General features: G+C 68.3%; 19 protein-coding genes and 2 tRNA genes. 5 read left to right on the top strand and 16 right to left on the bottom strand.

Annotated elements, in window-relative coordinates; genetic code table 11:
* Positions 1 to 18 precede the first annotated feature (18 nt).
* Positions 19 to 876, top strand: a complete 858-nt coding sequence (rfbA, locus tag AC1DF4_RS13155) for a glucose-1-phosphate thymidylyltransferase RfbA (protein ID WP_476913309.1) — start codon at positions 19 to 21, stop codon at positions 874 to 876.
* Between the two features lie 71 nt (positions 877 to 947).
* The gene (locus AC1DF4_RS13150; protein WP_476913308.1) at positions 948 to 1,451 is read left to right on the top strand and encodes a DUF3515 family protein; all 504 of its coding nucleotides are present in this window, start codon (positions 948 to 950) and stop codon (positions 1,449 to 1,451) included.
* 41 nt (positions 1,452 to 1,492) lie between these two features.
* Here AC1DF4_RS13150 and AC1DF4_RS13145 read toward each other — a convergent pair whose 3' ends face one another.
* The 6 genes from AC1DF4_RS13145 to leuC form a co-directional block, all read right to left on the bottom strand.
* On the bottom strand, positions 1,493 to 2,632 hold the full coding sequence (locus AC1DF4_RS13145) for a D-alanine--D-alanine ligase family protein (RefSeq protein WP_476913307.1): 1,140 nt from the start codon (positions 2,630 to 2,632) through the stop codon (positions 1,493 to 1,495).
* Positions 2,633 to 2,634: 2 nt separating this feature from the next.
* Positions 2,635 to 3,687: an NAD(P)H-dependent glycerol-3-phosphate dehydrogenase gene (locus AC1DF4_RS13140; protein ID WP_476913306.1), complete on the bottom strand. Its 1,053-nt coding sequence runs from the start codon at positions 3,685 to 3,687 to the stop codon at positions 2,635 to 2,637.
* Complete coding sequence (locus AC1DF4_RS13135; protein WP_476913305.1) at positions 3,684 to 4,520, bottom strand: lysophospholipid acyltransferase family protein; 837 nt, start codon at positions 4,518 to 4,520, stop codon at positions 3,684 to 3,686. The genes AC1DF4_RS13140 and AC1DF4_RS13135 overlap by 4 nt, the downstream gene beginning before the upstream one ends.
* Positions 4,521 to 4,530: 10 nt before the next feature.
* Positions 4,531 to 5,856: a UDP-N-acetylglucosamine 1-carboxyvinyltransferase gene (gene murA / locus AC1DF4_RS13130; RefSeq protein WP_441406533.1), complete on the bottom strand. Its 1,326-nt coding sequence runs from the start codon at positions 5,854 to 5,856 to the stop codon at positions 4,531 to 4,533.
* 218 nt (positions 5,857 to 6,074) lie between these two features.
* A complete protein-coding gene (leuD, locus tag AC1DF4_RS13125; protein ID WP_476913304.1) occupies positions 6,075 to 6,677 on the bottom strand; it encodes a 3-isopropylmalate dehydratase small subunit in 603 nt (200 codons plus the stop codon).
* A gap of 57 nt (positions 6,678 to 6,734) precedes the next feature.
* Positions 6,735 to 8,189 carry a 3-isopropylmalate dehydratase large subunit gene (leuC, locus tag AC1DF4_RS13120; RefSeq protein WP_476913303.1) on the bottom strand — a complete coding sequence of 485 codons (1,455 nt, stop codon included), beginning with the start codon at positions 8,187 to 8,189 and terminating at the stop codon, positions 6,735 to 6,737.
* A gap of 124 nt (positions 8,190 to 8,313) precedes the next feature.
* Between leuC and AC1DF4_RS13115 the strand changes: the two genes are divergently transcribed.
* Positions 8,314 to 9,033, top strand: a complete 720-nt coding sequence (locus AC1DF4_RS13115; RefSeq protein ID WP_056426387.1) for an IclR family transcriptional regulator — start codon at positions 8,314 to 8,316, stop codon at positions 9,031 to 9,033.
* Positions 9,034 to 9,050: 17 nt separating this feature from the next.
* A complete protein-coding gene (locus tag AC1DF4_RS13110) occupies positions 9,051 to 9,587 on the top strand; it encodes a DUF1697 domain-containing protein (RefSeq protein ID WP_476913302.1) in 537 nt (178 codons plus the stop codon).
* Between the two features lie 54 nt (positions 9,588 to 9,641).
* Here AC1DF4_RS13110 and AC1DF4_RS13105 read toward each other — a convergent pair whose 3' ends face one another.
* From AC1DF4_RS13105 to AC1DF4_RS13090, 4 genes are all read right to left on the bottom strand, one after another.
* Positions 9,642 to 11,255, bottom strand: coding sequence for a GTPase (locus AC1DF4_RS13105; protein WP_476913301.1), 1,614 nt, complete (start codon positions 11,253 to 11,255; stop codon positions 9,642 to 9,644).
* On the bottom strand, positions 11,252 to 12,997 hold the full coding sequence (locus AC1DF4_RS13100; RefSeq protein ID WP_476913300.1) for a dynamin family protein: 1,746 nt from the start codon (positions 12,995 to 12,997) through the stop codon (positions 11,252 to 11,254). The genes AC1DF4_RS13105 and AC1DF4_RS13100 overlap by 4 nt, the downstream gene beginning before the upstream one ends.
* 100 nt (positions 12,998 to 13,097) lie before the next feature.
* Positions 13,098 to 13,170 (bottom strand) — tRNA-Glu (locus tag AC1DF4_RS13095).
* Positions 13,171 to 13,300: 130 nt separating this feature from the next.
* Positions 13,301 to 13,372 (bottom strand) — tRNA-Gln (locus AC1DF4_RS13090).
* Between the two features lie 332 nt (positions 13,373 to 13,704).
* On the opposite strand from AC1DF4_RS13090, the gene AC1DF4_RS13085 reads away from it, so the two are divergent.
* On the top strand, positions 13,705 to 15,111 hold the full coding sequence (locus AC1DF4_RS13085; RefSeq protein WP_476913299.1) for a hypothetical protein: 1,407 nt from the start codon (positions 13,705 to 13,707) through the stop codon (positions 15,109 to 15,111).
* Here AC1DF4_RS13085 and AC1DF4_RS13080 read toward each other — a convergent pair.
* The 6 genes from AC1DF4_RS13080 to AC1DF4_RS13055 all read right to left on the bottom strand — a co-directional run bounded on the left by AC1DF4_RS13080 (position 15,108) and on the right by AC1DF4_RS13055 (position 20,593).
* Positions 15,108 to 15,854 (bottom strand): HAD family hydrolase, encoded by a 747-nt coding sequence (locus tag AC1DF4_RS13080; RefSeq protein WP_476913448.1) that lies wholly within the window; start codon positions 15,852 to 15,854, stop codon positions 15,108 to 15,110. The genes AC1DF4_RS13085 and AC1DF4_RS13080 overlap by 4 nt on opposite strands.
* A 2-nt stretch (positions 15,855 to 15,856) precedes the next feature.
* The gene (gene gltX, locus AC1DF4_RS13075) at positions 15,857 to 17,389 is read right to left on the bottom strand and encodes a glutamate--tRNA ligase (protein ID WP_476913298.1); all 1,533 of its coding nucleotides are present in this window, start codon (positions 17,387 to 17,389) and stop codon (positions 15,857 to 15,859) included.
* 117 nt (positions 17,390 to 17,506) lie between these two features.
* On the bottom strand, positions 17,507 to 18,283 hold the full coding sequence (locus tag AC1DF4_RS13070) for a fumarylacetoacetate hydrolase family protein (protein WP_476864973.1): 777 nt from the start codon (positions 18,281 to 18,283) through the stop codon (positions 17,507 to 17,509).
* Positions 18,284 to 18,310: 27 nt separating this feature from the next.
* Entirely contained in the window at positions 18,311 to 19,096 is a 786-nt protein-coding gene (locus tag AC1DF4_RS13065) for an MBL fold metallo-hydrolase (protein WP_476913447.1), read from the bottom strand.
* A 67-nt stretch (positions 19,097 to 19,163) separates the two neighbouring features.
* A complete protein-coding gene (locus tag AC1DF4_RS13060; RefSeq protein WP_476913297.1) occupies positions 19,164 to 19,328 on the bottom strand; it encodes a hypothetical protein in 165 nt (54 codons plus the stop codon).
* 152 nt (positions 19,329 to 19,480) lie between these two features.
* Positions 19,481 to 20,593 carry a branched-chain amino acid aminotransferase gene (locus tag AC1DF4_RS13055; RefSeq protein ID WP_476913296.1) on the bottom strand — a complete coding sequence of 371 codons (1,113 nt, stop codon included), beginning with the start codon at positions 20,591 to 20,593 and terminating at the stop codon, positions 19,481 to 19,483.
* Between the last annotated feature and the right edge of the window lie 50 nt (positions 20,594 to 20,643).

The following is a 20,643-nucleotide window of genomic DNA, read 5'->3' as shown; positions in this document are numbered from 1 at the left end:
AACATAAAAGATGTGCCCATGCGCGGAATCATTCTGGCCGGGGGAACCGGATCACGGCTGCATCCGATTACCTTTGGCATCAGCAAGCAGCTGGTCCCGGTGTATGACAAGCCAATGATCTACTATCCGCTGTCCACCCTCATCCTGGCCGGAATCAGGGACATCCTGGTGATCACGGCTCCACACGACTCTGAACCGTTCCGCCGGTTGCTCGGTGACGGTTCGCAGTTCGGGGTCTGCATCACGTACAAGGTTCAGCCGTCTCCGGACGGGCTCGCCCAGGCCTTCATCCTTGGCCAGGAACACATCGGCGACGATTCCGTGGCCCTCGTCCTCGGCGACAACATCTTCTATGGCCCCGGAATGGGTGCCCAGCTCGGCAAGTACGTTGACGTGGACGGGGGGTCAGTATTTGGCTACTGGGTCAGCGATCCTGGCGCCTACGGCGTCGTCGAGTTCGACAGTGCCGGCCGCGTGCTGACCCTGGACGAGAAACCCGCGCAGCCAAAGAGCAACTACGCGGTGCCCGGACTCTACTTCTACGACAATGACGTCGTGGAGATCGCCCGGGAACTAAAGCCGTCGCCCCGTGGCGAACTCGAAATCACGGACGTCAACAAGGCGTATCTCGGCCTGGACAAGCTGCACGTCGAGATCCTCCCCCGGGGAACAGCGTGGCTGGACACCGGCACCTTCGACGACCTCAATGACGCATCAAATTTTGTCCGGACCGTCCAAAAGCGGCAGGGGCTGATCATCGGTGCGCCGGAGGAAATCGCGTGGCGGCAGGGCTTCCTCAGTGACGACGAGCTGCGGGCCAGGGCCGAGCCGCTCGTGAAAAGCGGCTACGGAACCTATCTGCTGGGGCTCCTTTAGGGGATTGGTGCCGTTTCCGGGCGCTTCCTGGGCCGTATGGCGCTGCGCCCCCACCGGGATAGGCTTAAAGAATGCAGCGCTTCCGTTTCCCGGCTTCCGCACGTCCGTTCCGTATTTTGGCCACGGCGGCGGCCGCCGGGATCGTGCTGAGCGCCTGCGCTCCGGTCGTCGACGTCGTACCCGCCAAGGACGCCGCAAACGCCGCCTGCGCCCCGATGATGGTGGCGCTGCCGGATGCGATCGGCGAGGCCAAGCTGCGCAAGACCAACAGCCAGGCCACCGCTGCCTGGGGTGACCCGTCCCTCGTGGTCCTGCGCTGCGGCGTGAATGTTCCGGGCCCGACGACGGACCGGTGCATGAGCGTGAACGGCGTCGACTGGGTCATCAAGGAGGGCGACCCGGTGTGGACGCTGACCACCTTCGGGCGCGAACCGGCCACCGAGATCCTGCTGGACCCGGACAAGATCAGTGCCGCCACCGTGACGGCAGACCTCGCCGCCGCCGCCGCGAAAGTGCCGGCAACACGCAACTGCGTGGGCCAGGCGGACCTGCAGAACCTTCCGACGAGCCGATAACCCGCCGCAGCCCGGCGGTCGCCCGCAGGGCTGGCCGCCGGCTAGCGCAGGCCGGTCTTGCGGTGCAGCGCCAAGTGGATCAGCTCGTCGATCAGCTCCGCGTAGCCCAGGCCGGAGGCATTCCACATCTGCGGGTACATGCTTTTCGGTGTGAACCCGGGCATCGTGTTGATCTCGTTGATGATGAGTTCACCCTCGGGCGTGTAGAAGAAGTCGACCCGGCTCAGTCCCTCGGCCCCGACGGCGTCGAACGCCACGGCGGCCAGCTCGCGGACCCGGGCGATGGCCTCGTCCGGGAGGTCGGCCGGGCAGCTGAGGGCCGCGGCGTCGTCCACGTACTTGGCGTCGAAGTCGTAGAACTCGTGCCCGCCGCCGGCCACGGAAATCTCTCCCGGCATCGACGTCCGGGGCGCGTCGGTCCCCCGGCCTTCCAGCACGGCGCACTCGATTTCGCGGCCCACGATGCCGGCCTCGATGACAAGCTTTGGATCGTGCTCTCGGGCGGCTTCGATCGCGGCGTCGAGCCCCTCGAGGGAGTCCACCTTGGAGATGCCCATGGAGGAGCCTGCCCGCGCGGGTTTGACGAAGACCGGGAAGCCGAGCTGGTCCACGCGCTTGCGGACGGTCTCAGGGTCGTTGCGCCACTGCCGGTCCGTGACGGCGATGTACGGGCCAACCCGGAGCCCGGCGGATTCAAACACCACTTTCATGAAGTGCTTGTCCATGCCGACGGCGGACGCCAGCACACCGGCGCCCACGTAGCGGGTGTCGGACAGTTCCAGGAAGCCCTGGACAGTACCGTCCTCGCCGAACGGGCCGTGCAGCAGCGGAAACACGACGTCGACGGCGCCGAGTTCCTGTGGGACCTCATTCGGTGAGGCCACGATCAGCTGGTGTTCGCCGCCGATTTCGGTCAGCGCCACCGTCCGCGCGGAGGAAACGACCTCGGGCAGGGACGACGCCGAGAGCGACCAGTCGCGGGTGTCGCCGGAAGCCAGCACCCACTGGCCGGTCTTGGCGATCCCGATCGGGATGACCTCATACTTCGTCTGGTCGATGGCGCCGAGGACCCCGGCCGCCGTCACGCAGCTGACGGCGTGTTCGCTGGAACGGCCGCCAAACAGCACCGCCACGCGGGGCCGGGCGGTTTGGCCTTCGGTGTTCACGTTTTCTTCAGACACGCTCAGTAATCGCCTTCAGGTTTCAGGTCCCGGGACAGCAGCAGCGGCCCCAGTTCGTCGACGGACAGCTTTCCGGCCAGTACGGCAACCACGGCCGCGGTGATGGGCATTTCGACGCCAAGCTTGCCGGCCAGCTCATGGACCGCCTGGGCGGACTTGATCCCCTCGGCCGTCTGCGTCATTTCCGCCGTTACTTGGTCCAGGGTCAGGCCCTTGCCGAGCAGCCGTCCGGCGGTGTGGTTCCGGGACAGCGGCGAGGAACAGGTCGCGACAAGGTCGCCAAGGCCGGCCAGCCCGGCCATCGTCTGCACTTCGCCGCCCAGGGCGAGCGAGAGCCGGGAGGTCTCCGCGAGGCCCCGCGTGATGACTGAGGCCTTGGTGTTGTCACCCATCCGCTTGCCTTCGCAGATGCCGACGGCAAGCGCGATGATGTTCTTGACGATACCGCCGATCTCGACGCCGACGACGTCGCCCGTGGTGTACGGGCGGAAGTACGGGGCGGTGCAGCTGCGGGCGATCCAGCCGGCCGCGGCCGGGTCGGAGCAGGCCACCACGGACGCGGTGGGCTCCTCCCGGGCGATTTCCATGGCCAGGTTGGGTCCGGAGACCACGGCGATCCGGCTGGCGGGAATACCGAGTTCCTCGGAGATGACCTCGCTCATCCGGGCGTCGGAGTGCAGCTCGAGTCCCTTCATTAGCGAAACCACCAGGGCGCCGGGTTCCACGAGGTGCTTCCATTCGCGCAGCTGCGGTCTCAGGGTCTGCGCCGGAACGGCCAGGACCACCAGCTGGGCGCCCGCGAGGACTTCGGCGACGTCGGTGGACGCGGTGATGCTGGGCGGAAGGGCAATGTCCTTGAGGTACTGCTCGTTCCGGTGCTTCAGGTTGATCTGGTCGACCACTTCGCCCCGCCGGCCCCAGAGCCGGATATCGCGCTCGACGCCGGAGGCCGTGGCCGCGTCAGCGAGGATCTTCGCGAACGTGGTCCCCCACGATCCCGCCCCGAGGACGGCAACCGTGGTGGCGGAGCCCGTCCCGCCGAGGTCCGCCGTCATTGGGCGCCGTCCGTGCCGGTGGCTGTGCCGGCGTCGGCTGATCCGGCGTCGGGAGTGTTCCCCACGCCGCCGCCGGTTGAACCCCCGGCCTTGCCGTCCTGGTCGATGAAGCGGCCGTGCGCGGACTGGTTGTGGGCCGAGGGGTCCCAGCGGACCAGCGGAGGCTGACCGCCGCGGAGGGTGGCCAGGAGCTCGGTGATGGCCTCCATAATCACGTTGGTGGCCTCGGTGAGGGTGGCCTTGTCCAGTGGGCGTCCGGCGAAGGCGCTGAGGTCCACGGGATCGCCCACCACCAGGCGGGAGGTCTTCCGGGGAAAGACGTACATCCGTTTGGCATAGCGGGGCAGCACTTCGTGGGCACCCCAGTGGGCCATCGGCACCACCGGGATTCCGCTCTCGAGCGCCATCCGCGCGGCACCGGTGTGGCCCTTCATCGGCCACAGCTCGGGGTCCCGTGTCAGCGTGCCCTCGGGGTAGATGATGATGGCTCCGCCTTCGTCCACCACTTCCTTGGCGATCTGCAGCGAGCGGTTGGCGCCCGACGTCGAGCGTTCCACGGGGATCTGTTTGGTGGCGCGCAGCACGAACCCCAGCACGGGGACCTTGAAGAGTCCGGCCTTCGCCAGGAAATGCGGCATCCGCTGCTGGTTGTAGAGCATGTGCCCCACCACCAGGGGGTCGATTTCGGTGCAGTGGTTGGGTGCTGCGATGAAGCCGCCGGCGGGAAGCTTCTCCAAGCCGAGCCATTTCTTCCGCATCAGGAGGTTCATGACCGGCCGGACAATCCCGGCAACAACGACAAAAGTGATGTGGCTCTTGGCCGTTTCCTTCACGTGGTCCCCGCTACTCGGCTGCGGTGATGTCGAAATCGGCGCCCAGGCCCGCGAGCTTCTCGGTGAAGCGCTCGTAGCCGCGGTTGATGATGTCGATTCCGGTGACCCTTGAGGTGCCGTTGGCGGCCAGCGCGGCGATCAGGTGGCTGAACCCGCCGCGCAGGTCCGGTACGTCAATATCCGTGCCGGTCAGCTGGGCCGGACCGGAAATCACGGCTGAATGCAGGAAGTTGCGCTGGCCGAAACGGCACGGCACGCTGCCCAGGCATTCGCGGTGGACCTGGATGTTGGCGCCCATCCGGATGAGGGCGTCGGTGAAGCCGAAGCGGTTCTCGTACACGGTTTCGTGGACGATCGACACGCCCTCAGCCTGCGTCAGCGCAACGATGAGGGGCTGCTGCCAGTCGGTCATGAAGCCGGGGTGCACGTCCGTCTCGAGGACCAGCGGGTTGAGCTTGCCGCCCTTGTGATAGAAGCGGATGCCGTCGTCGCCGATGTCCATCCCGCCGCCGACTTTCCGGTAGGTGTTAAGGAAGGTCATCATGTCGCGCTGCGTGGCGCCCTCGACGAAGATGTCGCCGCGCGTGACCAGTGCGGCGGAGGCCCAGGACGCGGACTCGTTGCGGTCCGAGAGGGCGCGGTGGTTGTAGCCGCCGAGGTCCGGGACGCCCTCGATCCGGATGGTGCGGTCCGTCTGGACGCTGATGATCGCGCCCATCTTCTGCAGGACTGCAATGAGGTCGACGATTTCCGGTTCGGTGGCCGCGCCGGAAAGTTCGGTGATGCCCTCGGCCCGCGTGGCGCTGAGCAGGACCTGCTCGGTGGCGCCGACGGACGGGTACGGCAGGGAGATCTTGGCGCCCTTGAGGCCGCCGGGCGCGGAGATGTGGATGCCTCCGGGGCGCTTCTCGACGACAGCGCCGAACTGCCGCAGCACGTTCAGGTGGTAGTCGATGGGGCGGTCGCCGATCTTGCAGCCTCCCAGGTCGGGGATGAAGGCCTCGCCGATCGCGTGGATCAAGGGACCGCACAGCAGGATCGGGATGCGGGAATCGCCGGCGTGCGCGTCGATGGCCGTGTGGGACGCCGTCTTCGCGTTGGTCGGATCGAGGGTCAGGTCCCCCGTGACGGGGTCCTTCTCGACGGTGACACCGTGGAGCTGGAGCAGGCTGGTGACAACCTCGACGTCCTTGATTTCAGGGACGTTGCGCAGCACGGACGGCTCGTTGCCCAGCAGGGCAGCCACCATGGCCTTGGGGACCAGATTCTTGGCCCCGCGCACGGTGACGCGGCCAGTCAGCGGGACGCCTCCGCGGATTGTCAGAACACTACTCATATACCGGTTTCCTCACGACTACTCGCCCCCAAATCCTTACAAAGGCACCTGCTAAGCATAGGAGCTAGCGTTACCGATCTGAAATACGGCACGGTCCGGGCCCTCGACTTCGCCGCCGTTCCCGCCGTCAAAAGCAAAACAACGCGGGGTCACTTCCGGCCCGTCCCAGGGCCCGGGATGGGCGATTAATGACCCCGCGCTGCTGCAGGAGACGGCTTTCAGGACAGCTTGGCCGGCAGCGTCTTCGGCTTGAAGCTGGGCCGGGTGGCCTCGAACGCGGTGATGTCTTCCTCATGCTGGAGGGTCAGGCCGATGTCATCCAGGCCTTCGAGGAGGCGCCAGCGGGTGTAGTCGTCGATGTCGAAGGGCGCTACGATGTTGCCGCACTGGACGGTCTTGGAGACGAGGTCAACGGTGACCGCGGTGCCCGGGGCATTCTCCAGCTCCTTCCAGATGAGCTCGATGTCGTCCTGTGCCAGTTCAGCGGCGAGCAGGCCCTGTTTGCCGGAGTTGCCGCGGAAGATGTCCGCGAAGCGTGAGGACAGCACGGTCTTGAAGCCGTAGTCCTTGAGCGCCCAGACGGCGTGCTCCCGGGAGGAGCCGGTGCCGAAGTCGGGGCCGGCAACCAGCACGGAGCCGGCGTCGAAGGGTTCCTGGTTCAGGATGAACGCCGGGTCCTTCCGCCAGGCCGCGAACAGGGCGTCCTCAAAACCGGTGCGGGTGATGCGCTTGAGGTAGACGGCCGGGATGATCTGGTCCGTGTCGACGTTGCTCTGGCGCAGCGGGACGCCGATGCCGGTGTGGGTGGTGAACTTTTCCATGGCGGATCCTTCTGGACTGTATGGATCTGGGCTGTGTGGATCAGGAACTGCTGGACGCTACGCCGCGCCGGCGCTGACCGTGGCGGACTCGGGAGCGGGGTCCAGGTCCGAGGGCGAGCTCAGGGTGCCGCGGACCGCCGTGGCGGCTGCCACCACCGGGGAGACCAGGTGCGTGCGCCCGCCCTTGCCCTGGCGGCCCTCGAAGTTGCGGTTCGAGGTGGAGGCGCAGCGCTCCCCCGGTTCCAGCTGGTCCGGGTTCATGCCCAGGCACATGGAACAGCCGGCGAAGCGCCACTCGGCGCCGAAGTCCTTGAAGACCTTGTCCAGGCCCTCGGCCTCGGCCTCGAGGCGGACGCGGGCGGAACCGGGCACCACGAGCATCCGGATGTTGGGGTCCTTGGTACGCCCGCGGATGATGTCCGCCGCGGCCCGGAGGTCCTCCATCCGGGAGTTGGTGCAGGAGCCCAGGAAGACGGTGTCCACCCGGATGTCCTTCATCGGCGTGCCGGCCTCCAGCCCCATGTACTGCAGCGCGCGTTCCGCCGCTGCCTTGGCGTTCTCGTCGCCGAAGTCCTCGGGCGAGGGCACCTTGGCGGACAGGGACACGCCCTGGCCGGGGTTGGTCCCCCACGTGACGAACGGTTCAAGGGTGTCGGCGTCGAGGTCCACCTCGACGCCGAACGTGGCGTCGTCCTCGGAGCGCAGGGTGTTCCAGTATTCGACGGCGGCGTCCCAGTCGGCGCCCTGCGGCGCGTGCGGGCGGCCGAACATGTAGTCGTACGTGGTCTGGTCCGGGGCGACGAGTCCGGCGCGGGCGCCGGCTTCGATGGACATGTTGCAGATGGTCATCCGGGCTTCCATGGACAGCGCCCGGATCGCCGAGCCGCGGTACTCAAGCACGTAGCCCTGGCCTCCGCCGGTGCCGATCTTGGCGATGACGGCCAGGATGACGTCCTTGGCGGAAACGCCCGGCTTCAGGGTGCCCTCGACGTTGATGGCCATGGTCTTGAAAGGCTTCAGGGACAGCGTCTGGGTGGCCATGACATGCTCCACCTCGGACGTGCCGATGCCCATCGCGAGGGCGCCGAACGCTCCGTGGGTGGAGGTGTGCGAGTCGCCGCAGACCACGGTCATGCCCGGCTGGGTGAGGCCAAGCTGCGGGCCGACGACGTGGACGATCCCCTGTTCAGCGTCGCCGAGGGAGTGCAGCCGGACACCAAACTCCTGGCAGTTGTTGCGCAAGGTCTGGATCTGCGTGCGGCTGGTGAGATCGGCAATTGGCTTGTCGATGTCCAGCGTGGGAGTGTTGTGGTCCTCGGTGGCGATGGTGAGGTCGGGCCGGCGCAGCGGGCGCCCGGCCAGCCGGAGGCCCTCAAAGGCCTGCGGCGACGTCACCTCGTGCACCAGGTGGAGGTCGATGAAGAGAAGGTCGGGCTGGGCGTTGGCTCCTTCGCCGTCGCCCTTTCGCACCACGTGCGCGTCCCAGACCTTCTCGGCCAGTGTCTTTGCCACGGCCTGCTCCCTTCACTGCGGTGTACGTGCTTGCCAGCTTGCTGTCTCCACTGAATCAGCACTCCCGCGTCATGCGCCAGCGCACTGACTTGCATCTCAGATAATGAGACGGCAATATCATTACATGGACAATTCTAGTGGAGTCGGTGTCATCGATAAAGCGGCCCATGTGCTTGACGCACTTGAGGCAGGCCCTACCACCCTGGCGCAGCTTGTTGCGGCCACGGGGCTGGCGAGGCCCACCGTGCACCGGCTGGCACTGGCGCTGGTCCACCACCGGCTGGTCAGCCGCGACATCCAGGGCCGCTTTGTGCTCGGCAGCCGCCTTGTGGAGCTCGCCTCAGCCGCCGGCGAGGACCGCCTGATCGCCTCCGCCGGGCCGGTCCTGATGCAGCTCCGCGATGCGACGGGCGAGAGCGCCCAGATATTCCGCCGGCAGGGCGACTGGCGCGTCTGCGTGGCCTCCGCCGAGCGGCCCATCGGCCTTCGCGACACCATCCCCGTCGGCACCCAGTTGTCCATGAAGGCCGGCTCGGCCGCCCAGGTGCTGCTCGCGTGGGAGGACCACGACCGCCTTCTGGAAGGCCTGCAGGCCGCCCGCTTCACCCCCACCGTCCTGGCCGGAGTACGACGCCGGGGCTGGGGCCAGAGCCTCGGCGAACGCGAGCCTGGGGTTGCCTCTGTCTCTGCCCCCGTGCGCGGCCCGTCCGGCCGCGTCATCGCTGCGGTGTCGATCTCCGGGCCGATCGAGCGCCTCACCCGACAGCCCGGCCGGCTGCACGCCGAAGTGGTCTGCAACGCGGCCCGCGTGCTGACGGAGGCCTTGCGCAAGACCAACGACTGAAGGCATAGGCTGTCCGCATGAACAGCTATGCGGTCTTCCTGCGCGGCGTCAACGTCGGCGGCATCACCATCAAGATGGCCGAGCTGAAGGAAGCACTGAAGTCCCGCCCGTTTTCGGACGTGAAGACCCTATTGGCCAGCGGCAATGTCGTGCTCTCAAGCGAGCTGCCACAGGCCGCCGTCAAGAAGGAGTTCGAGGCGTGCCTCCGGGAGGCCTTCGGCTACGACGCCTGGGTGGTGGTCCTGGCGGCGGACCGTGTGGGTGAACTCGTGGCTGCGTGCCCCTACCCCGCGGACGACACCTCCACGCACACCTACCTCACGCTGGGCTCGGACGCCGAAGTTCTTACGGAGCTCTACGAGGCCGGCCGCGCGATGGACGGGGCAGAAATGACCCTGCTGGGACCGGAAGCCCTGGCGTGGCTGGCGCCCGCCGGCGGCACGCTGGACAGCCCGTTCAGCAAGCTGTCCTCGAAGCCGAAGTACAAGGCATCCACCACCACGCGCAATCTGCGCACCATGATCAAGGTCCGGGACGCCGCGGCACTGTTGTAGCCGCGGCAGCATTGATGCAGCAGCGCCGTCGCCGCCGCCGGGCTGCAGCGCCGGTCAGCGCGCCGCCCGCAGAGCCTTGTTGAACGACCCCAGCCGGCTGACCTCAAGCTCCACGGGTTCCACCACAAGATCCGCCGCCACGGCCGCGACGGACGCCTTGAGCCGTTTCCGGGCCGCCCGGCCCCGCGCCCTGGCAGCCGCGCCCGCGATGAACTTCGCCAAGACGGCCAGGACGATCCCCAACAGCGCCCCGCCCGCGATCATCACGGTCGGCACCGGCCAGCCCTGCACCAGCGGTACTTCCGGCACATGAAGCTGCAAATAGCCCAAGGCCGCCAGGACGCCGAGCCAGGCGAACCCGCCCAAGGCCGTCAGCAGGGCAACCCACTGGACGACATTGAACACCGTCCACCACCAGGACGTGCCGCCGGCTTTCAGCTCCGTGGAGGCGATGGCCTGGTCCAGCGCGTCAGGAAGCTGCTCCCTGCCCTCGCGGGCGGCACTTCGGATGACGGCCCGCCAGGGGCCGGGGGCGCCGTCGGACGCCGCATCGGCGAATTCCCGGACCGCGGCATCCGTGCGGGCCCGCTCCGGGGCGCCGGCCGGCGGCAGGGATGTGCGGTTCAGTTCAGGGTTGGCGCCCTCCCGGCGCAGGTTCAGCCGGCGCAATGGATCGGGCCGGAAGCGGACCAGCCAGCGCGTCACCGGCCAGCCGGTGCGGCGGGTCGCCTCGAGCCGGTAGGACCGGACGACGGCCTCGACCACGAGCGGGACGTTCGCGGCCACGGCCAGTTCCTCTGCCAGCCGGGCCTTCGACGCGGCCGTGACCCCGGCTGCCTCGCCGTCGCCCGACACTTCAGCGAGCCGGGCCGAGGCCTGCGTGACGTCCGCGCCGAGGCGCTGGGACTGGGCCTGCCGCTGCCTGGCCACCTGGCGGATGGCGGCCCGGACTTTGTCGACCCCGCTGCCCACGACGGCGGAGGCGCCGATGACCTGCACCTTGCCCAGGCCGTCCCGCGCGAGGATGGCCGTGAGCGACTCCAGCACCGGCGGAACGTCCCGCTCCGGGAGCCGGTCGATCTGGTTCAGCACCACCAGGGTGACGGCGCCGTGGGCGGCCAGCGGGGTGAGGAAATCGTTGTGCACGGCGGCGTCGGCGTATTTCTGCGGGTCAAGCACCCAGACGAGGACGTCGACGAGTCCCACCATCCGTTCCACGATCGCCCGGTTGGCGGCGCGGGTGGAGTCGAAGTCGGGAAGGTCCAGGAGGATGAGGCCCGTGCCGTCGTCGGCGAAACCGGGGACCGGGGCGGCGTGGTGCCGGTTCCGGACTTCCAGCCAGTCCAGCAGCTCGCCGCTGCCCTCGGCACCCCAGATTCCGGCGAGCGGTTCGGAGGTCGTGGGCCGCCGGACGGCCGCCGTCGCGATCTCCTCGCCGCTGACCGCGTTGAAAAGGGAGGACTTTCCGCTGCCGGTGGCCCCGAAGAATCCGACAACGGTGTGGTCCGCCGAGAGGGAACGTCGGGAACTCGCCCGGTCCAGCACCTGGAGGACCCCGTCCAGGACATCTTCCGGGAGCGCCCCGGCGGCCAGTTCGCGTGCCTCGTTCAGGGCAAAAAGCCGGCGGTCCAGCCGGGAAGCCTCTGCGGCGGCGCCGTGGCGGCTCATGCGGAGGCCGCCAGGCGTCGGAGCGCCGCGGCGTGGCTGGCGAGCACCGCCGGGGCGACCCCGCCGGGGATCTCTAGCCGGGCCAGGAAGCGCTGCTGTTCAGCCTCGAGCAGCTGCTGGCAGCGGGCGTGGAGGTCCTCGCGGGCCGTCCGGGCGAGCCGGCGGACGGCGTCCTCACCGAACACCGCTTCCAGCAGCCGCTGTCCGACGACGGCGGTGCCTCCGGCGACGCCGATTTCCAGCCCGGTGAGTCCGGCGGTCATCGAGAACACCACGATCATGAGGGCGGCGCCGAGGCCATTGATGCCGAAGGACAGCCAGCGCGCCTGCGTGCGCTTGCCCTGGCCCTCGGTCCGGATCAGTTCCATGAGGCTCCCCTGCCAGGCCCGGATCTCGGCAGCGGCCTTCTCGGCGAAGCCTTCGGAGGTTCCGGAGAGGTCGTCGGAGCCCAGCAGCTGGCGGCCGGCCGGATCGGAGCGCCAGCGCCGGTCCGTGTCCTCGGCCGCGTTGGCGGCCTCATCGATGATGACGGCCTGCAGCCCGGTTTCGATCGCTGTCTCCACCCGCACCGCCGGTGCCGGTTCGCCCCGGAAGAAGGCACCGACCCGGTCCCGGAACCGGCCGATGTTCTGCTCCATCGCCCGGAAGAACTCGCCAGTACCCACGAAGTCCTGCCAGCGGGCCAGGACCTCGCCGCGGAGGAGCGCACCGTCACGGGTGGCCTCAAGGATCCTTGCCACGGCGTCCCGGTAGGCGTCCCGGGCGTCCCGCGCAAGGACCTCGGCCGCATGGTCCTGGGCGTTGGCGGCCTGCGCCACGGCGTCGACGCGGCCGCCCAGAGCCTTGACGGTCCCGTTGAGCGTCCGCCGGGCGATGTCGGAGCGGCCGGCAGCGTCCACGGCGAGTCCCTGGAGCCAGAGCCGGAGCGGCTCGACAGCGCCGGACGGGAGCATGCCCATCCCGTCCAGGGCCGTCTCGGGGACGATGAAGAGCCGTGCGGCGCCCAGACCTTCCCGGTTGAGCATGGACTGGAGGTCTGCGCTGACCTCCGCTTCGGCGCCCGGGGGCACCCGGTCCAGCACGACAGCCACCATGATGTCCCGGGAGGCCGCGTCCAGCAGCAGATGCCAGGGGACGGCGTCGGCATAGCGGTTGGCGGTGGTGACGAAGACCCACAAATCGGCGGCCGCCAGCAGTTGGCCGGCGAGCTTGCGGTTATCAGCAGAGATCGAGTCGACGTCGGGAGCGTCCAGCACAGCGATCCCCTGCGGAACGGCCGTATCGGCGACCAGCACCAGCGAGGAGATCGCGGCGGAGTCCGGGGTGGGGCCGGCCTGGCTGGCGGGCAACGGCTGCTGGCCCACCGTCCCGCGGATCCGGTTCAGGCTCGGCAGGACCCGCTGCCCCTCGAACCATTGCCCGTCGGCGGGGTGGTGCAGCAGGATGGGCTGCCGCGTGGTGGGCCGGATGGCACCGGCGCGGGTGACGGCGTGCCCCACGAGTCCATTGACGAGCGTGGATTTCCCGGCGCCGGTGGAGCCGCCCACCACGGCGAGAAGGGGCGCATCCAGGCTCCTGTAGCGCGGCAGGATGTAGTCGTCGAGCTGGGCCAGGGCATCGCCGATGTCCCGCCGGGCGGCATCCGCACCGGGGAGGGCAAGCGGCAGGGCCACCGCAGCAAGATCGCGGTGGACGGTTTCCAGAAGTTCAACGGCCTGGCCGGGAGTTTCGTCGGAGCTCACCGCATCATCATGCCAGTTCAGGGCCGCGCCGATTCCGGATCGCGGGCTGCGGGACAAACGAAAAACGGCCCCGGGCTGATGCCCGGGACCGTTCTGTCTGTGACCCCAGCGGGATTCGAACCCGCGTTACCGCCGTGAGAGGGCAGCGTACTAGGCCGCTATACGATGGGGCCGCGTACTCTCCAGAACAGCATTTCTGCCATTCGCGCTAAGCGATTATTTCATACACTCAGCAAGTGTTTCAAATCGGCGGACCGACTCAAAACCCCTGATCAACCGCGGAATTCCGCGGATTTTTCAGAGCTGGGATACCAGGACTCGAACCTAGAATGACGGTACCAGAAACCGTAGTGTTGCCAATTACACCATATCCCAATGGAACTTTCGGGCCGGGTTCGTGGGTCTAAACCCGCGCTCCCGGCGCCTCAGCACGAGTAATTACTTTACCCGAGAGTTTTCCTGCGCACAAATCGGCCGGCGAACCGCCCGTGAAACGGCCCCTTGGAACGCCGGTCGCATTCCCCGCACGCGGAAACCCTTGCTAATCCGGGGTCAACAAGTTTACGCTCGGTAAGTTACCAACGAGTAACCACCCCTCCCCCACTCCGCTGCGGGCAGCTGCATGGGCATTTTCGAATGTTAGCTGCGTCACAGCCGGGGGCCGGCAGCAGAGCCGCTGCCGGCAACACCGTCGAGAGGAACCATCTGTGACACAGAGCCGTGCCGCCGCCATCAGCCCGACCCGCCCCCGCGCCCAACAGATCGCCATTGCCGTCCTCGCCCTTTTGCTCGTTGCCCTTCTGGGGTTCTACACGCTCGTTACCGGCCGGATAGCGGATGGTTCCGCCCGGCTCAAGGACGGCGCCGGGCAGGCCTCCGCCGGAGCCACGCAGCTGAAGGACGGTGCGGGCAAACTCGCAACCGGCGCCGGCCAGGCGGACACCGGCGCCGGCAAGCTCTCAGCCGGTGCCGAAAAAATACATGCGGGGATCAGCGAAAAGCTTGCTCCCGGGGCTGAGAAGCTCCAGGCCGGAGCGGACCAGCTGGCGACGGGAGCCGTCAAGATCGAAACCGACGTCAACAACAAACTCGCCCCCGGCGTCTACAAAGTCGACGACGGCGCGCAGAAGCTTGCCGCCGGAGCCGTGCAGCTCTCGGCCGCCCTGACCCCCACGGCCGCCGGCAACGCCGAGAACAACCTGGCCGACGGCGCCACGCAGCTTGATGCGGGTGCGGCCCGGCTGGCAGCGGGTACCGGTGAACTCGCCGCCGGCACGGTCCAGCTCAAGGGCTACCGGGGCGCCGGCAATGACCCGGCAGCGGGCACCGGAACGGCAGCCCTCGCGCAGGCCCTCGAACTGCTGCAGGCCGCAGCCTCGGACCCCGTGCAGGGCCTGGTGCCGTTGTCCGTGGTCAAGGACAAAATCGCCAAAATCACCGCCGGAGCGCAGAAGCTTGACGCGGGAGCCTCGCGGCTGCAGGCCGGGGCTGGGCGCCTGCAGGCAGGAGCAGGCCAGCTGCACGCGGGGACGGGAAAGCTGACCGCTGGTTTCGGGACGCTGGCCGGCAAGCTCAACAGCCGGGACCCGCAGAGCCCCGGCGTGGTTCTGGGCACCCAGCTCCTGGCCGACGGAACAGCAAAGATCCGAACGGGCATGGACGGTGTTCCAGGCGACCCCGCACGGCCTGGACTGATTAGGGCGGCCGCGCGGATGACCGAAGGCAGTTCGCGGCTCGCGGACGGGACCGTGGCGCTGAACGCCGGCATCAAGGGGGATCCCGCGGATCCGGCCAACCCCGGGCTGCTCAACGGATCCCAGGCCCTCGCCTCGGGAGCCACCGAGCTCTCGGCGGGCAACACAAAACTGGCGTCCGGTTCCTCGCAGCTTTCCACCGGAGCGGACAAGCTCGCCGACGGGAACGCCCGGATTGCCGAGGGCACGGGCACCCTGTACTCGGGGGCCGCGGCCGTCTCGCCGTCGACGATGGTCGGCCAGTCCGACGCGGCCATGGCCCTCGGGATCGTCGGTGTCCTGGGTCTGGGTTCAGTCGGCGCGTTCCTGGGGCTGCGGAACCGCCGGGCACGTGGCGGGACCGCCCCGGCGGAAGGTTAGGCCAGCAGCTCCAGCAGGGAACCGACCTCGCGGCCCGCAAAGCCCGGGGCCGGTTCCCCGCCGCGGTTCAGCCAGACGCCCAGCAGGCCCGCTGCCGTCGAGCCGTCGGCATCGAGGAGGCGGTTGTCCCCCACGTACAGCGTTTCGCCGACGCCGATGCCGAGGCGGCGGACGCCCTCCAGGTAGATGGCCGGATCCGGCTTCGCCGCACCCACCGTGTCCGTCCCCACCAGCACACTGATGCGCTCCAGCCCCGCTGCGTCCAGCTTGACCCGCTGGTAGTCGTGGACGTTGTTGCTCACGGCGCCGTAAGGGATGCCGGCTGCATCCAGCGCGTCCAGCATCGGCGTAACGTCGTCGAAAGCGCGGATGTAGCCGTGCTGCCGGCTGGCGTAGGAGCTGACCCAGTGGTGGGCCTGCTCGCCCTCCTCCAGCTCCACGCCGAAGTGGCCCAGGGCAGCCCTGCCGCGGAGGAGCCGCTGCTCGTTGAAGCTCAGCTCGCCCGCCAGGTACCGGTCGTAAAAGTGGGTGGTCTCGCGGGTGAAGATCCGCCCGAACTTCTCCCACCCGGCCTGGTCCAGGCCGGGCAGGAGGTGTTCGCTGACGTCGCGCAGGGCCGCCGTCATGGCAAATTCCAGGTCCACCAGGGTGTCGTCGATGTCGAACAGCACACCGCGGATGCCGCCCAGGCCGGCGGCCAGCGCACTGGACCGGGCACTGGTGGTGGCCTCGGGTGTGCTCATCATCAGCCGCGGAAAGCGCGCAGCCGGGCCAGGGACGAATCCTTGCCCAGGATCACCATGGATTCGAACAGCGGCGGGGAGATCCGGCGGCCGGAGACGGCCGTGCGGACCGGGCCGAAGGCCAGCCGCGGCTTGACGCCGAGTCCCTCCACCAGGGCCTCCTTAAGGGCGGCCTGGATGCTCTCGGCGTTCCAGTCGGCGATGGGCTCGAGCGCGGCCAGTGCGGCGTCGAGCACTTCGGTGAGGTTCTCCGGAAGCCCCTTGCGGGCGTCGTCCGCGACGTCGATCGCGTCGTCGTTCTTGAACAGGAAGGCGAGCATCTCGGGAGCCTCGCCCAGCAGCGAGATGCGCTCCTGGATCAGCGGGGCCGCCTCGGCGAGGATCTCCTCCTGGCGGGCAGTGAGCGTGTCGCCGACGAACCCGGCGGCGCGCAGGTACGGGACCAACCGGCCGCGGAAGTCCTCGGCGTCGAGCATCCGGATGTGGGTGCCGTTGATGGCCTCGGCCTTCTTGATGTCGAAGCGGGCCGGGTTGGCCAGCACGTCGTTGACGTCGAAGTTTTCGATCAGCTGGTCCACCGTGAAGATGTCCTCATCGGCGGAGAGGCTCCAGCCGAGCAGGGAGAGGTAGTTCAGCAGCCCTTCCGGGATGAAGCCGCGGTCCCGGAGCAGGAACAGGTTGGACTGCGGATCGCGCTTGGAGAGCTTCTTGTTGCCCTCGCCCATGACGTACGGCAGGTGGCCGAAGACCGGCAGGTAGCTGGCGACACCGATATCCATGAGCGCGCGGATCAGCACCACCTGGCGGGGCGTGGAAGAGAGCAGGTCCTCGCCGCGGAGCACGTGGGTGATGCCCATCAGCGCGTCGTCGACGGGGTTGACCAGGGTGTAGAGCGGGGAGCCGTCGGCGCGGACGATCACGTAGTCCGGGATGCTGCCGGCCTTGAAGGTGATCTCGCCGCGGACCATGTCGGTGAAGGTGACATCGGTGTCGGGCATGCGGACGCGCAGCACCGGCTGGCGGCCCTCGGCCTTGAACGCCGCGAGCTGCTCCTCGGAAAGTTCGCGGTCAAAGTTGTCGTAGCCCAGCTTGGGGTCGCGGCCGGCGGCGCGGTGGCGGGCCTCGACCTCGTCCGGTGAGGAGTAGCACTCGTAGGCGTAGCCGGCGTCGATCAGCTTGGCGACGACGTCCTTGTAGAGGTCCAGGCGCTGCGACTGGCGGTACGGCTCGTGCGGCCCGCCGACCTCCACCCCTTCCTCCCAGGTGATGCCGAGCCACTTCAGGGCCTCGAGCAGCTGCTGGTAACTCTCCTCCGAGTCGCGCGCCGCGTCCGTGTCCTCGATGCGGAACACGAAGGTGCCCTTGGTGTGGCGGGCGTGGGCCCAGTTGAACAGGGCGGTGCGGATCAGGCCGACGTGCGGGGTGCCGGTGGGCGACGGGCAGAACCGGACACGGACCGGGGTGTCAGCGGTGACTTCGCTGGTCACGCTGGGGGCGGAGCTGGAGACGGCGTCGGGCGCAGAAGGAGTAGTCATAGTGGTACCAACATTACCAACCCCCATCGGTGCCGGGTGCCCGCGGTTTCCGCTGCGAAAACGGACAGCCGCCCCGTGGATCCACGGGGCGGCTGTCCGAAACCGGCGCGAAAATCGCTAGCGGCGGACCACCGGGTTGGAGAGGCGGCCGATGCCCTCGATTTCGACCTCGAAGCGGTCGCCGGCCGTAACAAGTCCGACGCCGGCGGGGGTGCCGGTCATGATGACGTCGCCGGGCAGCAGGGTGAAGGCCTGCGAGACGATGGAGACGAGTTCGCGGACGCCGCGGATCATCTGGCTGGTGCTGCCGTCCTGGCGCAGTTCGCCGTTCAGGCGGCCCTGGATCTGCAGGTCCTCGGTGTTCAGCTCGGTCTCGATCCACGGCCCCAGCGGCGCGGAGGTGTCGAAGCCCTTGGCCCGGGCCCACTGCAGGTCCGTCTTCTGGACGTCGCGGGCGGTGAGGTCGTTGCCGCAGGTGTAGCCGAAGATGACGTCGTCGACGCGCTCCTCCGGGACGTCCTTGCAGATCCGGCCGATCACGACGCAGAGCTCGGCTTCGAAGGACACTTCCTCGGAGAACTCCGGCAGGATGATCGGATCGTTGGGTCCGACCACGGACGTGTTGGGCTTCAGGAAGAGCAGCGGCTGCGCCGGGACCTCGTTGCCGAGTTCCCGGGCGTGCTCCACGAAGTTGCGGCCGACGCCGATGACCTTGCTGCGCGGGATGATCGGGGCGAGCAGCCGCACGTCCTCCAGCTTGTGCCGGACGGCGGTTCGTTCGACGCCGTGGAAGAAGGGGTCGCCGTTGATGACAGTGACTTCCTCACTGCCGGGCTCACCTTCAACAATGCCGTAGAGGGGATCAGAATCGACTACAAACCGGGCGATACGCATGGCTCCAAGCGTACCGTCTCCGGCGGACTAGGCGGTGCCGCGGTCCCGGCCGCTGTCCAGGCGCAGGTAGTGCAGCTGGGCGGCCACGGAGAGTTCCGCCGCGGGGCGTACTGCGGGGTCGACGGCGGCGTAAACGGCGTCCGCCACTTCTGCCACCTCGGCGGCCGCGCCAAGGGTTGCGAGGGCGGAACGAATTTGCGAGAGACGGTCCTCCCGGTGGTCACGGTACGCGCGGACAATTGTGTCCAGCGCGGGCAGCGTGGGCCCGTGGGCCGGCAGCACGGTCGCGGCGCCCAGTCTTTCCAGCCGGTCCAGGGAGGCCAGGTAGTCCCCCAGGGTGCCGTCGGGGTAGTCCAGGACCGTGGTTCCGAAGCCCAGGATCGTGTCACCGGTGAGGACCGAGCCGTGGGCGCCGTCGTCCGGCAGGTGGAAGCAGACCGAGTCCGACGTGTGCCCAGGCGTTGCCACAACCCTGATTTCCGCCCCGGCGGCGTGGATGACCTCGCCGTCGGCCAGGGGACTTCCCCCGTGGCAGTGGGCCGGATCCATGGCGCGCACGGGTGCTCCGGTCAATTCGGAGAACCTGGCGGCGGCGGCCGTGTGGTCCGCGTGCCGGTGTGTAATCAGGATGAGCTCGACGGCGCCGGCCTGGGCCAGTTCCTGCAGGTGCGGCTCATCAAGCGGGCCGGGATCCACCACGACGGTACCGGCCGCTCCGGGGGCCGCAATGACGTAGGAGTTGGTCCCGTGCAGGCTCATCGGCCCCGGGTTCGGGGCGAGCCTGAAGCGGGTCAGCTCTGTGCTGCGCACCATGGCGCGGGGGTCGTCCGGGATCACAGTTCCATCTTCCCACCGAACCGGCAGTCACACGAGCCGCACGTCACACGAGCAGCAGCACCGCGATAACGGCCGGCAGCAGGGCCTCGGCGATCGCGCTCCCCCAGAGCCGACGTTCGGACAGGACCAGGATGATGCCGAGGAGCACGTGGCCCAGGCAGGTGAAGAGCAGCAGAGCCCGGCCGGCCGCCGGCTCGGCGCCGGTCATGCGCCATATTCTGCCCCCGCCTCCCCCGGAGCGGCTAGGGGCTTCCGGCCGGTCGGGTCCGGCTATTGGCCAAACTACAAACGACGACGGCGGCCCCGCACCTAAAGGTGCCGAGCCGCCGTCGAACGCTGCTGTGCCTTGGTCGGTGCCGCTTAGGCGAGGCGGGTCAGCCAGCCGTGGGTGTCCTCGACGGCCCCGGTCTGGATACCGAGGAGCTGCTCGCGGATGGCCATGGTGGTCTCCCCCGCCTTCGCGTCCTCGGAGCCGATGAACTCGGTGTCGTCCTTGAGCACGCCGATCGGGGTGATCACAGCGGCGGTGCCGCAGGCGAAGACCTCGGCGATCTCGCCGGACGCCACGCCGTCGCGCCATTCATCCAGGGTGATCTTGCGTTCGGTGACCTCGCGGCCCATGTCCTTGGCAACCTGGATGACGGACATCCGGGTGATGCCCTCGAGGATGGTTCCGCTCAGCGCGGGCGTCACCAGGGAGCCGTCCTTCATCACGAAGAACACGTTCATGCCGCCGAGCTCTTCCACGGCGTTGTCATTGAACTGGTCCAGGAACAGCACCTGCTTGCAGCCGTGGGCCTCGGCTTCCTGCTGCGCGATCAGTGACGCGGCGTAGTTGCCGCCGCACTTCGCGGCGCCGGTTCCGCCGCGGCCGGCGCGGGCGTATTGGCGGGAGATCCAGATAGAGACGGGCTTGAGCTCGCCGCCGAAGTAGTTCCCTGCCGGGGACGCGATGACGCGGAAGGACACTTCGCGGGCGGCGCGGACACCGAGGAAGGCTTCAGTGGCGATCATGAACGGCCGCAGGTAGAGGGCTTCGCCGTCGCCGGAGGGAACCCATTCCTTGTCCGCGGAGACGAGCTCGCGGATGGCGCCCAGGAAGTACTCTTCCGGGAGTTCAGGAAGTGCCAGGCGGCGGGCGGACTTGTTAAGGCGGGCCGCATTGGCCTCGGGCCGGAACGTCCAGACGGAGCCGTCGGCGTGGCGGTAGGCCTTGAGGCCTTCGAAGATTTCCTGGCCATAGTGGAGCACCGCGGCGGAGGGGTCCAGGGAAATGGGACCGTAGGCCTCAACGCGGGCATCGTGCCAGCCGCCCTTGCCCTCGGCATCGACACTGTAGTCGACGATCGCGGTGTGGTCGGTGAAATAGTTGCCGAATCCCGGGTTCGCCAGGATGGCAGCACGTTCTTCAGCGGCCTTCGGGGTTGCCGAAGGCTGCTGGGTGAATTCGACGCCATGGGCAGTCTGAGTCATGGTTCCTCCACGGTCGGCTGCCTGGTGTGTGAACGTGGTTCATCGTCGGA

This window comes from Arthrobacter sp. 05N429, from assembly GCF_056397045.1.
The sequence above is the reverse complement of the archived record's forward strand: the minus strand, read 5'-3'. Positions and strand labels throughout refer to the sequence as shown.